This window comes from Sinorhizobium sp. CCBAU 05631, assembly GCF_002288505.1.
Taxonomy (GTDB): Bacteria; Pseudomonadota; Alphaproteobacteria; order Rhizobiales; family Rhizobiaceae; genus Sinorhizobium; species Sinorhizobium fredii_C.
Genome location: NZ_CP023064.1, coordinates 817,104 through 830,844 on the forward strand (window position 1 = coordinate 817,104; position 13,741 = coordinate 830,844).

The 13,741-nt window shown below is 63.2% G+C and carries 10 protein-coding genes; 8 read left to right on the forward strand and 2 right to left on the reverse strand.

The genetic code is table 11. The annotated features are described in order from the left end of the window. Nucleotides 1–41: 41 nt before the first annotated feature. The 6 genes from SS05631_RS23405 (at nt 42) to SS05631_RS23435 (ending at nt 8,247) form a co-directional block, all read left to right on the forward strand. Nucleotides 42–2,321, forward strand: a complete 2,280-nt coding sequence (locus tag SS05631_RS23405) for an exopolysaccharide transport family protein (protein ID WP_050988225.1) — start codon at nt 42–44, stop codon at nt 2,319–2,321. Beyond that, nucleotides 2,300–3,262, forward strand: coding sequence for a glycosyltransferase family 2 protein (locus SS05631_RS23410; RefSeq protein WP_050988224.1), 963 nt, complete (start codon nt 2,300–2,302; stop codon nt 3,260–3,262). The genes SS05631_RS23405 and SS05631_RS23410 overlap by 22 nt, the downstream gene beginning before the upstream one ends. A 5-nt stretch (nt 3,263–3,267) precedes the next feature. After that, complete coding sequence (locus SS05631_RS23415) at nt 3,268–4,572, forward strand: glycosyltransferase family 4 protein (protein ID WP_244412142.1); 1,305 nt, start codon at nt 3,268–3,270, stop codon at nt 4,570–4,572. A gap of 181 nt (nt 4,573–4,753) precedes the next feature. Next, nucleotides 4,754–5,431, forward strand: coding sequence for a sugar transferase (locus tag SS05631_RS23420; RefSeq protein ID WP_037417248.1), 678 nt, complete (start codon nt 4,754–4,756; stop codon nt 5,429–5,431). A 534-nt stretch (nt 5,432–5,965) separates the two neighbouring features. Beyond that, nucleotides 5,966–7,387 carry an oligosaccharide flippase family protein gene (locus SS05631_RS23430; protein WP_157213164.1) on the forward strand — a complete coding sequence of 474 codons (1,422 nt, stop codon included), beginning with the start codon at nt 5,966–5,968 and terminating at the stop codon, nt 7,385–7,387. A gap of 38 nt (nt 7,388–7,425) precedes the next feature. Further along, the gene (locus tag SS05631_RS23435) at nt 7,426–8,247 is read left to right on the forward strand and encodes a methyltransferase, TIGR04325 family (RefSeq protein ID WP_037417245.1); all 822 of its coding nucleotides are present in this window, start codon (nt 7,426–7,428) and stop codon (nt 8,245–8,247) included. Between the two features lie 37 nt (nt 8,248–8,284). Here the strand turns inward: SS05631_RS23435 and SS05631_RS23440 are convergent, their stop codons facing one another. Then, nucleotides 8,285–9,991 (reverse strand): GMC family oxidoreductase, encoded by a 1,707-nt coding sequence (locus SS05631_RS23440; RefSeq protein WP_037417242.1) that lies wholly within the window; start codon nt 9,989–9,991, stop codon nt 8,285–8,287. A gap of 264 nt (nt 9,992–10,255) precedes the next feature. On the opposite strand from SS05631_RS23440, the gene SS05631_RS23445 reads away from it, so the two are divergent. Continuing rightward, nucleotides 10,256–11,434 (forward strand): aminotransferase class I/II-fold pyridoxal phosphate-dependent enzyme, encoded by a 1,179-nt coding sequence (locus SS05631_RS23445; protein WP_037417235.1) that lies wholly within the window; start codon nt 10,256–10,258, stop codon nt 11,432–11,434. Beyond that, on the forward strand, nt 11,424–12,227 hold the full coding sequence (locus SS05631_RS23450) for a 4'-phosphopantetheinyl transferase superfamily protein (RefSeq protein ID WP_050988223.1): 804 nt from the start codon (nt 11,424–11,426) through the stop codon (nt 12,225–12,227). The genes SS05631_RS23445 and SS05631_RS23450 overlap by 11 nt, the downstream gene beginning before the upstream one ends. Here SS05631_RS23450 and SS05631_RS23455 read toward each other — a convergent pair. Next, nucleotides 12,148–13,722 carry a hypothetical protein gene (locus SS05631_RS23455; protein WP_050988222.1) on the reverse strand — a complete coding sequence of 525 codons (1,575 nt, stop codon included), beginning with the start codon at nt 13,720–13,722 and terminating at the stop codon, nt 12,148–12,150. The two genes, SS05631_RS23450 and SS05631_RS23455, sit on opposite strands and share 80 nt — an antisense overlap. Nucleotides 13,723–13,741 lie beyond the last annotated feature (19 nt).

Here is a 13,741-nt window from a genome sequence, read left to right on the forward strand (position 1 = left end):
CCACAAGCGCATGAGCGCCGCACCTTCGATAGGGAAGCACAATGGTCGTGCATGACATCTCGAAAATCGTACTGGACGAGAACTTCGAGGCGCGCCGCGCCGATCGGCAGGAGAATATATCCTTTCGTGACGTGACCGATTTCCTACGCCGGCATACGGCACTCATCGGGTCATTCGGGGCGATCGGGCTTGCACTCGGCGTGTTCTACATCCTAAACACCTCGCCCTCGTACACAGCCACGGCGCGGCTTGTCATCGATCCGGAGCAAGGACGCATCGCCTCACAGGACGCATCAACCGGCACGATCATCATCGAGGCGGCCGAAATCGCCAGCCAGGTGGAGATTGTCAAGTCCGAGGCGATCGCGCGCGCCGTCATCGAGCAACTGAACCTCACGAAAGACCCGGAAATCGTCAGCACCTCGTCCTGGATGTCCTCCATCAAGGAAACGGTGAAATCCGTCTTCACGCTCGGCGCCAAAGATGAAGCCGACAACGTGCCGGACGAGGAGTATCTCATGCGACGCACCATGGCGACGTTCCTGTCGCGCATGACGGTGCGTCGGGTTGGCCAGTCCTACGTGCTCGAAATAGGGTACACTTCGCTTGACCCTCAGAAGGCGGCAAAAACCACCAACGCCATCGCCATGGCTTATATTAAGACAGGCTTGAACGAGCGGGCAGAAGCGGCCCGCAGCGGCGCCCGCTGGCTCGAAAGCCGGCTGATGGAAATTGGCGAACAGGCGCGTGCCGCGGCAATGACCGTCGAAGATTTTCGTGCCATGAACGACATCACGACGATCGGCACGACTTCGACGCTCGAGCAGCAGCAGCTCTCAGAGCTCAGCAGCCAAATGCTAGCAGCGCGGGCAGCGACCGCGGCCGAGTCCGCCAAGCTGATGACCTTCCAGGAGGTGATCGCGAGCGGTTCGATAATGGCGGATATCGACGAAGGCGCCGACAACCCGCAACTCCAGAAGCTGCGCGACGAGATGCGCGCCGCCACCAGCAAGCTCGAGAATCTCAAGGCCCGCTACCACGAAGGCAATCCGGCCATCGTCGCCGCCAAGGCCGAGATCGAACGGCTCGAAGCGGCCATGCGCGCCGAGTTCCAGCGGATCGAGCGGCTCTTGCGGTCGCATGTCGACATCGCCCAGACCCGCGAAAAGCTCCTGGAGACGGAGCTTGCCAAACTTACTGCGGCCGGCGCAGGCAAGAACGTTGCCCGCGTGGAACTCTCCGAAATGGAAAGCCGAGCCACGACCTACCGCAACATGTACGAGGGTGTCCTGCAACAACTCATCGGTGCGCTACAGACGCAATCCTTCCCGCTCGGCAAGGCTCGCATCGTGATGGCGGCTACCGCCCCCCTCGGCAAGACCTGGCCGAAACCCTCGACGGTCCTGCCGCTTTCGCTGGCTCTCGGTTTGGGAGCGGGACTGGTGATGGCCCTGATGCGCGATGGTCTCGACCGCCGCGTCAGTTCGAGCGAGCGCCTCCGCGCCGAACTCGGCATCGCATCGCTCGGACACGTTCCGGTCTACCGAGGCGGACCGCGGCCGCAGCAGCCGGCCATTGCGTCCACGATGCTGCCGCTGCGCTCGGTGCTTGACATGCCCTATTCGCGCTTCTCCGAGGCATTGCGCGGTGTCAAGAATTCCATTGATTCCGCCTTCCCGGCCAATGCCACAGCCGTGGTCGGCGTAACGTCTGTCGGCCCCGGGGAAGGCAAGACGACCATCGCTGCCAATCTTGCGCAGCTCTACATGAACGAAGGCACGTCCGTTCTACTGGTCGACGCGGATTTCATCGGCTCCCGTCTCAGCCGCGTCACGAGCGAGGACGGCGCGAACTTCGGCATGGAGAGCCTGCGGCTCATCGGCATATCGGGACAATATTCGAAACGGAGATCGAGCGGCGAGACACCGAACCCCGAGGACTTCGACGGCAAGGCGGTATGCTGCGTGCCGGTGCTGACGGTCGACCAGACCCGCAAGGCGGCGGTCGCGCATCAGCGCTACGGCCACTTGCCGGCGTTGAAGGCTGAGCTCGAACTCTTGCGGCAGCGCTACAAGGTGATCATCGTCGACATGTCCGGCTTCGAGGATTCTGCCGACACGCGGGTGATTTGCACCTATCTCGACGGTATCGTCGTCGTGCTCGGGCAATCCGACAAGATGACGGTCGAGCGTCTTGCCGAAGCACTTTCGACCTTTGGCAAGTCGCGCGTGGCGCTGCTCGGCGTCATCTCGAACCGCAGTGAAGGTCCGCGTCGTGCCAAGATGAAGGATCGGAAGCCATGGCGCCCGAGCAGCATGTGATTCCGTCCGCCGTTCGGCCCGAAAGCACCAAGGCGTCGCCTTCGACAGGCGCCTCCACGACCAGGATCGCCATCGGCATCGCCAGCGCCGGGCGACGGGAGGTTCTTTCGGCGGTTCTGCCGCTGATTGCCCGTCAGACGCGCAGGCCAGATGAGGTGATCGTCTGCCTGTGCTCGACGGCCGACATCGACCAGCACAGCATCGACATGCTCGACTGTCCCGGCAAGGTCATCCTGTCACAGCGGGGTCTCTGCCGTCAGCGTAACGCGATCCTGACGGCCGTGACAGCGGACGTCGTGCTCTTTCTCGACGACGATTTCCTGATGGCGCCGGACTACCTCGGGGAACTCGAGCGCCTCTTCGAGGAGAACCCCGGCATAGCGATGTCCACGGGAACCGTGGTCGCCGACGGCATCATCGGACCAGGCATTTCGATCGAGGTCGGGCTCGAGACTATCGACGCGACCAAAGGCAAGCCGCGCGCGGCGGAAAGGCTGGAGCCGGTCTACAACGCCTATGGCTGCAACATGGCCATCCGGATGGCGGCCGTCAGGCGCGGGCAGCTGCGATTTGACGAGAACCTGCCGCTATACGGCTGGCTCGAAGACGTCGACTTCAGTCGGCTGGTTGCGGCCCACGGCAGCATCGTGCGCTCCAACCGCCTGCTCGGTGTTCACCTCGGCACCAAAATATCGCGGACCCCCGGCGTCAAGTTCGGTTATTCGCAGATCGCCAACCCCATTTACCTCGTGCGCAAGAAGACGATGAGTTTGCCAATCGCGGCGGTCCAGGTGGCACGTAACCTGATCGCCAACATCGTCAAGGTCTGGAAGCCGGAGCCCTGGGTCGATCGCAAGGGCCGGCTGCGGGGCAATGCACGCGCCTGTCTCGACCTTTTCTTGGGTCGCCTCGGGCCGCGAAATGTTGAAGGACTGGAGTAGGGTCCATGACCGGCATCCCGCCCGCCCGCATCGTCATCATCAATGACCGCTCCACCAGGGTCGGCGGAGCGACCAATCTCGCGATCCTTTCGGCCGAACTGCTGCGGCGGCGCGGACTTTCGGTCACGTTTTTTGCCGGCGACAACGCGCCGGGGGAGCCGCCCGCGGACGACATGATAAACCTGGGACAGGCTCCGTTGCTCGACCGGACGCGAAGCGACGCTCTGCGCCTGGGCCTCTACAATCCGCGGGCCCACGAGGCGTTGAGCGGACTGATCTCGACCCGCGATACGCCGACGACGATCTATCACGTGCACGGCTGGTCGAAGATCCTGTCGCCAGCCATTTTCCGCGCACTCGCCAAGGTGCGCGAGCGGGTTGTCCTGCATGCCCACGACTATTTCCTCGCCTGCCCCAACGGAGGCTTCGTGAACTACAGGACGCAACGCGTCTGCGAGCTTGAACCGATGTCGCGCCGATGTTTGGCGACGCAGTGCGACAAGCGCGGCCTGCATGAGAAGCTCTGGCGGACGGCGCGTCACCTCTTGCGCGAACATCTCTTTCCCACTCGCAGCGCACCTGCGCACATCGTCATCGTCCATGAGAGAATGCGCGAATATATGCTGCGCGCCGGAATCGGCGACGGGCGCATCTCGACGATCCGCAACCCCGTCTCTCCGCTCGCCGGACCGGGCCTGGCGCCCTGGACGCGCGAGAATTTCGTCTTCATCGGACGGCTTGAGGAAGAGAAGGGGTACAAGGACGCGGCGCGCGCGGCGTACCTCGCCGGTGTGCCGCTGCATTTCATTGGCGACGGCGCAGGCCGCGCCTTCCTCGAGCGGGAATTTCCGCAAGCGAGGGTTCACGGCTGGAAATCCAAGGAGGCGATGCATGATATCGTGTGCGGGGCACGAGCCGTCGTCGTCCCCTCGCGGGTGCCCGAACCCTTTGGCCTGGCTGCGCTTGAGGCCGCCGGCAGTGGATTGCCCGTCATCATCACCAATGCGGCTCTGCTTTCTCAGGAAATCGCGGCGTCCGGCTGTGGCTTGTCCTTCACCCCCGCGAATGTGGACGACCTTGCCGCAGCCATGCGCCGCATCGCATCCGACGACGATCTCGTTCACCGGATGAGCATGACCGGCGTGGCTGTGGCCGGGCAATTGTCACACACGCCCGAAAGTTGGGCCGACGCACTCATCGATCTCTACGAAAGCATTCTGCTGCGCGGCCGATCAGATCCACGGGCACCGGCCACACTGCCGGCCCCTCGCGCGGCAGGCTGGGGGACCCTGCGCGATCAGATCTGGTGATGCTCGCCACCATTGACATCGTGACGGCTAGCACGCCGTCCGTCGACCGGCCGAGCGTCATCCTGATTTTTCCTGCCGTGTACGTCCATTGGACTAGGTGTTGGCCATCATGATCGGATTGTCAATCAAGGTGGCCGCTGGCAGCCTGAAGGACATCGGACGACTTCGAGGAGCGAGAGATATGCTGTCTATTTCCGATGGCGCGGCAAGAGGGGAACGCTCCATTCCGGCGACGGTTGCGGCGCCGCGCGGCGACCGCGGTAAACGCATTTTCGACGTGACGGTTTCCGCTGCCGCGCTCCTGTTCTTCGCGCCGCTGCTGGCAGTCATCGCCGTCGCGCTGCTCGCCGTGGACGGCCGGCCGCTGATCTTCCGTCACGCACGCGTCGGCGCCCAGGGCCGGCTGTTCGATTGCCTTAAGTTTCGATCGATGCGGCGCGATGCCTCGGAACGGCTGACGGAACTGCTCGCGACTGATCCCGAGCGTCGACGGGAGTGGGCCGAGAAACGGAAGCTCAGCAGCGACCCCCGGGTCCACTGGCTTGGGAAGATTCTTCGAATGACCTGCCTCGACGAGCTGCCGCAATTCTACAACGTGCTGCGTGGCGACATGAGCCTCGTCGGACCCCGCCCCATACCTCCGGACGAGACCGAGAAATACGGCAGCAACCTGCACTACTACACATCGTTGAAGCCCGGAATGACGGGAATGTGGCAGGTAAACCGGCGGGCCGACACCACTTACGAGGAACGCGTCCAGTACGACATTAAGTATTGCCAGTCCCGGTCGGCCTATCTCGACCTGGTGATCATCGTGAAAACGGTCGGCATCGTCCTGTTTGCAACGAACTATGCGTAATGGGGCGATTCACCAGATGAAGATGACGAGCGCAGCCCAAAAGATGAGGCAAAACGCGATTGCCAGCCAGCGAATGACCAATTGCGCGTTCCATGAAGTTCGGCTGGTCATGATGTCCATTCCGCCAAATGGTGCCTGCCTCGACATCTGCGGCGAGCCCTTCGTTCCTGCCGGGGGGCAAAATGTCCGCGGAGAGACGATCGCCTCCGCCTGCCCATCCATTCACAGGCGCAAGTCCCGGTTGCCCTACTCGTCATCCTGCGACCGACGGCAAATCGACCCACGCCTCTATGTCATAGGACACCCGTCATGTGGTGATATTTCGGCAACAGAGTGGTGTTTTCCAGTCCGTCGTGGCACACGTCCCGCGGCTCCCAACAGCGAGCGGGCGATGCCAGTCGGCAGGCCGGACGACCGGACGATCCGCGAGCGATGATGCGGCGCCATCTTTCCATCGCCGCCGTACACCTCGGAAACCTGTCCGCCGGTCTGCGGCGACTGGTCAGCCTTCCAGCCCTGGTCGGGGATGGCTTCATGGCCCTCTCCGCCAAAGTGGTCTCCCAGGCGGTTCAACTCGCTATTTTCATCGTCGCCGCGCATGTCCTGGAGGCTGCCGAGTTCGGATTCTTCGCTTTCAGTTCATCCTTCGCCATTTTCGTCCTCGTCATGGCCGAGGGCGGGTGGGGCGAATTTGTCATGAAGGCGGGAGCGGACAAGGTCGATCTAGACCAGCTCGCGACCATGTCGATCCTGTCGGGCGCGATCGCGACACTGCTCGGCCTGCTTGCAGCGCTGGCGGCCGTCTCGTGGTTCGCAGACGGCTGGTCGGCCGTCCTGATCCTCCTGTTCAGCGCCTGGTACTTGCCGGCGTCGCTCTCCACGGTCTACGACGGCATCCTCATCTCGCGCGGGCAATTGCGTGGCCAGTCCCTGATCCGCATCGCCGGCGAAGCGGTCGGACTTGTCGTTGCGATCGGCGGGCTGTGGATAGGCCAAGGCATCGCGGCCCTCATCTGCGGTCGGCTGGCGCAGCAGATAACCTTCCTTGGTGCATCGATGGTGCTCGTGCGCTGGCTTCCCTCCCTGCGCCTTTGCCGCGACTTCGCGCTCGAAGTGCTCGAGTTTTCGCGTCATATCGTCGCCAACCGCCTCGTCGTGTTCTTCCGCTCCTATGCGGGCACGCTGGTGGTCGGCAGCGTTTTGGGTCTTGCGGAGGCCGGTTACTATCGCGCCGCCGAGCGGATCGTCGCCGCGTTTTCCGAATTGATGGGCGAGCCGGCGCGCATGCTGGCCTGGATCGTCTTCGGCCGCGCCGGCGGTCAGGCCAAGGGTGAGCGCGACCGAGCCGCGATCGGTTCCACGGCAACCACGTTCATGACCGTGCTCATGGCAGTCTCCGCTCCGGTCTATCTCGGCCTTGCGCTGGTGTCGGGTGGACTGATCGACGTCCTGCTCGGCGAGAAGTGGGCGCCCGCCGCCATTCTCGTCGCCATTCTGGCAGCCAAGCAGACCCTGCTCATTCCCGGATACGTGACCGAGCCGCTGCTTTCGCTGAGCGGCACCATTCACAAGATGCCGCGGGCCATAATGCTGAACGGGGCGATCTCCGTCGGTCTCATCGTGCTGCTGACCCCGTTCGGCGCGATCGCCACCGCGCTCGGACAGTGCCTTGCGGCCGTCATCTCATTCAACATCTCGATGCGCCTTCAAACCCAACAGGGCGGCCTCGTCTGGAGCCGTGTGCTCGGCAATTGCGGCCTGGTGGCCATCGCTGTCGTGGCGATGGCGGCAACCGTGCTGCTCCTTGGCAGGATTGCCGAGGTGTCGGCACTGAGGCAGATCTCGACGGTCGCCCTCCAGGTCGTCTCCGGCGCCTGCATCTATGTAGCAACGCTGGCCCTCCTGCAGCGGTGGGGCGGCGCGCTGAAGCCTATTTTCGCTTTCGGGCGGCATTGACGACTGATCCAGTGACGCCTGCCACGGGGGAACCACAGATGCTGGGCAACGATATCAGGAACACGGCCTATCCGCTGTTGCGCCGCGCGGTTCGCAGCCTCAACCAGTCGCTCACGCCGCTGCGCGCTGCCGGCGGACGACTGCGTTATCTTTCTCCCTTCCCGCAGCGGTTCACCGGCGCTTATGCCACGTTCGAGGAGGCGCTTGCCACCGCGCGGTCGAACGGTCTCGCCGGCTACGATCACGAGGAAATCGCCGAAGTCGCGTTCGAGCAGATGTGCAAGGTGGCACCCTGGGACTATCCGGTGCTGTTCTGGATGCACCAGATCGCCGGCGAGGTTAACGGGCTCGTCGATGCCGGCGGCCACATGGGCACGAAGTACCGGGCGTTCCGCAATCTCATGCAATTCGACGACACGTTCCGATGGGTCGTCTACGATCTGCCGTCGATCGTCCAGGCGGGCCGGCGCAGGGCCGAGCGAGAAAATCTCCCCGCGTTGCACTTCGTGGAGTGCATCGCGGATGCCGGGCCGGTTGAGCTCTTCCTGGGCTCCGGTCTACTGCAATACCTAGACGTCCCGTTGTCTCGGCTCCTCAACGAACTCCCTGTCCCCCCACGACATCTGATTTTGAACAAGGTGGCGCTACGAAAGGGAGGAGCAGTGGTCACGCTTGAGCGCATTGGACGCGCGACCGTTCCCTACCAGATGCGCGATGAAGGCGCGCTGCGCCAGGACATCGAACACCTCGGCTACACGCTCGTCGATCGCTGGACAATCCCCTCGCTCGCCCACGTGATCGAGACGCATCCGGAACTGGGCGCAAGCGAGAGCGCCGGCTTCTACTACCGGCTCGGATAACAGCATTACCCCGGCGTGCCGTTTGCACCGCCGGGCGTCACCTCCCGGTTGCGGCGACCTGCCGCCGCAATTCCACGACGGAGCGGCGTTCGTTGCGGGCCTTCAGGTGATCGGCAAGCCGGATCGCCAGTGCAAGGGCCATCAAGGTCGGGTTGGCGTGGCCCGGCGTCGGAAAGACCGAACTGCCGGCGATGAACAGGCCCTCGACGCCATGGACCATGGCATCGGGGTCGACGACGCTGACTGATGGATCGGTGCCCATGCGCGTCGTGCAGGAGGGATGCGCCATGTCGGTGAAAACCGCCTTGCCGTCGTCGTTCTCGGCAATCCAGGCGGCCAAGCGGGGCGCCGGCAGGCCGTTGCGGACGAACTGCGAGGACAGGGCGTGCGCCAGCCGCTTTATGCTCTCGACCTCCGCCTCGCCGATTTTCCAGTTCACGCGCGGCAACGGCGTCCCGAACAGATCCCGCTGCTCCGAGAGAGTTACGCGGCTGTCCGCATCGAGCCTCTGCTCGGCCATCACGTCGAAGCGAAGCTCGTCGGAACGGTGCAGCATTCCGCGCTTTTGGACGAGGCGGCGGAAAGCGCCCTGGGCCAGCAGGCCAGGCGATCGGAGAGCTGTCGCGAGATCGCCGAAAAGCCGCGTGCTGCCGCCCTGCATCAACCGTTTCACCGCTGCCCAGGGATCGCCGGCGGCATGGACCTGCACCGGATAGGCCGCACAGTTCACCAGCCCGTCGCGCCGCTGCACATGAGGACTGAGACGCATGCCGTGGAGATAGAAATGCGGCCGCCCCTGATGTGACAGGCCGTAGAAATTGAAGTGCCCGGCCAGCTTGTTGATATCAGGACCGACGAAGCGCGCGATCGCTGCGCGAGGATGGTCGGCGAGATAGCGACCGACCACGTCTCTGGAATTGCCGACGCCCGATTTCATCACCGCGTTGGAGGCGAGCAGCAAGCGGGCGTTCTCGATGCCGCCTGTGCAAAGCACCACGGTCGCCGCCTGCACGGTCGCGTGGACGCCCTCGACAGCGCGTATATCGAGCGAGATCACCCGTCGGGCGTCTCGGTCGAGATTGATGGCCGTCACCGTGGCGCGCGACAGCACGTCGACATTCGGCGCATCGAGATCCCGCGCCATTCGGCTAAATCGCATCGGCTCACCGCGTCGGTCGCGTTCATGGCTGAACTGCCAGAAAAAGGGCCGAAGGAGATCGGCGTCGAAATCGAAGCCGCGCGGCGGCGTCCGCAGCAGGCGATACAGGCTCTCGTCATAGACATTCGGACCAAGGTTGAGCAGGTCGGCGGCCTTGGCCAACGCGGGCGACAGGTTCTCGCGCGTCATCGGCCAGCCGGACACCGGCAGCCACGGCCGGCGCTCGAAGTCGATCTCGTCGAAACTCGCGCACTTGCCGATCCAGGTATGCGAACTGCCCCCGAGCGTGCGATTGCGCAACTCGAAGGGAGCCACATCGTTCAACCAGGCGAGCCCGCCGTTATAGCCGCGGCCAAGTGGTTCGGCGCCGGCGCGGGCGATCGGCTCCCCCACATTTTCGACAGCGTTCAGAACTTGATGCTCCTGGCAGAAATCGGGGCCGCCGCTTTCGATCAGCAGGACACGACAGCGGCTCTTGGACAACTCGCGAGCAATCGTGATGCCCACCGGGCCGCCGCCGATGAGAGCGATGTCCGCCCGAAAGTTGGTTCCCGACGGGAAGGTGCGGAGATCGTGGATCGACATGCGCCTCTCCTGCGCGTTGGATTCCGGTGGTACCAGAAGCACTCTCGGGCCGAAATCCGCCAATATGGATAGGAGTTTAGGTGCACTACTGATTTCGGATAGGCGGGGCCTGCACACTTTGAGCAGGCCATGACCGTATGTCCATTTTGAAACGCGGCAAGCACGCGACTAACCTTACACTGCGCCGGTATGCGGCAGCGGTCCTCTTGCCTGGAACGCCGGTGGTCGGCGACGACGGGACCGGCGCGGATCGGAGAACAAGCGATGGCTCGCGTAGGATTGAGGGAATGGCTGGCACTTGCGCCTGTCTTCGCGTCGGGAAAGCTGGCGCGATTCAGCGGCGACGGCACGGGTCCGCTGACGCGGTTCGAAGCTAACTTTTCGGAGAAATTCGGCGTCAAGCACACGCTAACTGTCAGCAGTGGAACGGGCGCGCTCATCGCCGCGCTCGCGGCCTGCGGCGTGGGCCCCGGCGACGAGGTGCTCGTTCCGGCCTATACCTGGATTGCGACAGCCGCAGCGGCGATCGCCGTGGGCGCGGTTCCGGTCATTGTCGATATCGACGAAACCCTGACGATGGATCCGGCGGACATTCTTCGCAAGCTTACCCCGCAGACCAGGGCGATAGTTCCTGTGCATATGGCGAACATGGTTTGCAACATGAGCGCGATCCTGGCGATCGCGCGAAAGCACGATCTCATCGTAGTTGAGGATGCCTGCCAGGCGGTGGGGCTCACATACAGGGGCGTGCGTGTGGGAACGATCGGTCATGCAGGCGCCTACAGTTTCAATCAGTTCAAGAACATCAACATCGGCGAGGGAGGCGCGATCGTTACAAATGACGACCGTCTCTTCGCTCGCGCACGCATGTATCACGATATCGGAGCGCTGTTCCGCGGCCATCTCGACAATTACAACGAACCATCGATGGTCGGTGTAAATCTCAAGGCCAGTCAGATACAGGGCGCCATGCTCAACGTCCAACTGAAGAAGCTCGATCCGATGATCCGGCGGATGCGGGTGCGTTACGATGCGATGGCGGAGATTCTCGACAGCGCGGGGTTCACGCTGGGCCCGCACAATGACCAGGAAAGCGCGGCCGGGCTGCACCTCCTCTTCGACACTGCCAAGGAAGCAGAAAGCTTTGCCGCAGAGAACAAGCGGGGCGTCTACCGTCTCTTCGATTCCAGCCGGCACGTCTATACCAACTGGCTGCCGATCATCGAGCAACGCACCGCCAATCCCAGAATGAACCCCTATTCATGGGCTGCGCGGAGGATCGAATATGCGCCCGACAGCTGCTCGAGGTCGCTCGACATTCTCAAGCGGACCTGCCGAGTGAGTCTTGGCGAAAACTACCCCTTGGCGCTGATGACCTATCTCGCCAGACGCATGCGGCGCCAGCGCGAGGCATCGAAGGGGGGATTGGCCTATGCGACGTAGTCTCGAGCGCATCGGCCCGAACACCATCGACATATGGCAGTGGAGCATCGCGCCCGAGGCGGCGCAAGCCGAGGCACATCTTCCGCTGCTCAGCGCCGCCGATCGTGCCCGCGCGTCACGGTTCATCCACGCCCGGGACCGGCATCGCTTCATCGTCGGCCGTGCGGGGCTGCGTCTGGTGCTCAGCCGCTACCTTCATATTCCGCCAGCACGCATCGGGCTCGCCTACAATGTCTTCGGCAAGCCGCGCATCGCCGCGGCGATGATCCCGGAGTTGCACTTCAATCTAAGCCACAGTGCCGATGTCGCCATGCTCGCGGTGTCGGATCACTATCCCGTCGGCCTCGACATCGAAGAAATCAAACCGCTGAAGGAAGATGTCGCCACCCATTTCTTCTCGCCTCGCGAATGCGCCGAACTGGCCGCCTTGCCGGAGCAAGATTATCTCGCGGCCTTTTATCGCTGCTGGACACGCAAGGAGGCTTTCGTGAAGGCGCACGGCGCGGGCCTCTCCCTGCCGCTCGACACTTTCGACGTGACGATCAGCGCTACCGAGCCGCCACGACTCAAGCGGCTGGACGGCGACGTGGACGCACCATCGAACTGGAGCCTGCTGGAACTGATGGCGCCGGAGAACTTTCACGGCGCCGTGGCGGCCCTGACGATCGGCAATGCCGTGCGCCTGCGCTATCGCAGGGAGGACGTCTTCCGGATCAAGACATCAATCGCGCATCCAGGACGTAGCGATCTCCAGCAGCATCGAAATGGTGGCAGCCGACCAATCCAGGCTTGAAGTCGGGCTCGATCGTGCGCACGCATTTCTCCCTGTAGGTGTCGAGATCCAGTTGCTCGATTTCCATGATATTCAGCCCGTAGCCATAGATGCCGTGCGCATTGCGCTGCGAGGGGCGGAACACACGATCGTCGCGCGCGAAGATCCGCCCGGCGTTCCGGGCGAAGGTGCTGCCGATCACCACCGGATTGCGCCGGTGCGGAGTGATGCGCGATAGGGCCGGCCCGTCGACTTCGAATATGTGCAACTCGCTGCAGTGATCTTCGAAGGCGTGGTATTCCGACAAGTTGGTGAAGAGCCACCAGCGATCGGCGTGGCGGGTCAGCACGCTGTCGGCGGCCGACATGCCGTTGAGCGCGGTCGAATGAAGCTCCCATTTCAACGGAAACTCCACGCAGCGCCAGATCTCGATCCGCTTCGACTGATGCGTTTCCGGCATCATGAAGATATCTTCGCCATCGCGAAAGACGAAGGGATATGAAAGGTGATAGTGGCAATCGAGAGCAATGCCGATAGGCTGCAAACGGTCGCCGTCGAGCCGTCCCACGGCGATATGCGCCTTGCGGTCGCCATCGGCATAGGCTTCGTAGAAGAGGTAGCAGGCGCCCTCGTGTTCGAGCAGGAAAGGATCGGCCCTGATGTTGTCGCGGGTGGGGGGAATTTCGACCGAGCCGCACGGCTCGAAGTTGTCGATCCCGCCGCTTCCGGTGTAAAGCGTCCAGACCGCCGATCCCGATCCCGTCTTCTTCTTGAGCGCCTTGAACGCACGCCCGGCAAGTTGTTTGGTGAGGCCGGCCACGTATTTGGCGAGTTCCCCGGTCGTCGGCGGCGCCGCATCGGGTGGTGAGTGCGACGTCGACGGCAGCTCGGCCGAATCCGCCAGGCGCGACAGTTCGCGCATCAGCAGGGTGGCCGCGCGCTCCTTGACGAAATTGATGTTCCGGAGCGCACTGAACTTGATGTTGAAGGACGAGGCGGCGATGTCGCCCACGCTGGAGCCAGACCGGACATAGAGGGAGAGATCAACGCAAGGCGCATTGCGGGCAACCTCACGATAGCTGAACCATTCGCAGCCCCTCGCCTTCTGGTCCGAAAACGAAAACGCCCATTCGCCGTAGCGCAAGTGCCCGACGGCATCGTCGGGCATTCCGTTCGGAGACATGCGGATGACGAGGTCAAGCCCGAGTTCGGCGATTTGCGCCTGTACGGCACCCGGCGTCGACTGTGCAAGTGGCACGATGCGCTGCTTGCGCGCCTCGAAATTGCAGGGGCTGTACGGCGCCTGCCTTCCCAGCGTCTTCTCCTCGAAGCCATAGGCCAACTTCAGGAGTGCCGAGGGAGCGGTCCGGAATCCCCGGGGCCTGTCGATCAAGATCGCGGTCAGGGCATAGCGGCGGTCCGCTATGATGCGGTCGAAGACCATAAGTTGCCAGTTCTCGAAGTCTACGGCATCCGCGAGGATTCCAATGCGCAGCGGGCGGCTCAGATCGCGCATGGTCGTGCTCTCCACGTCG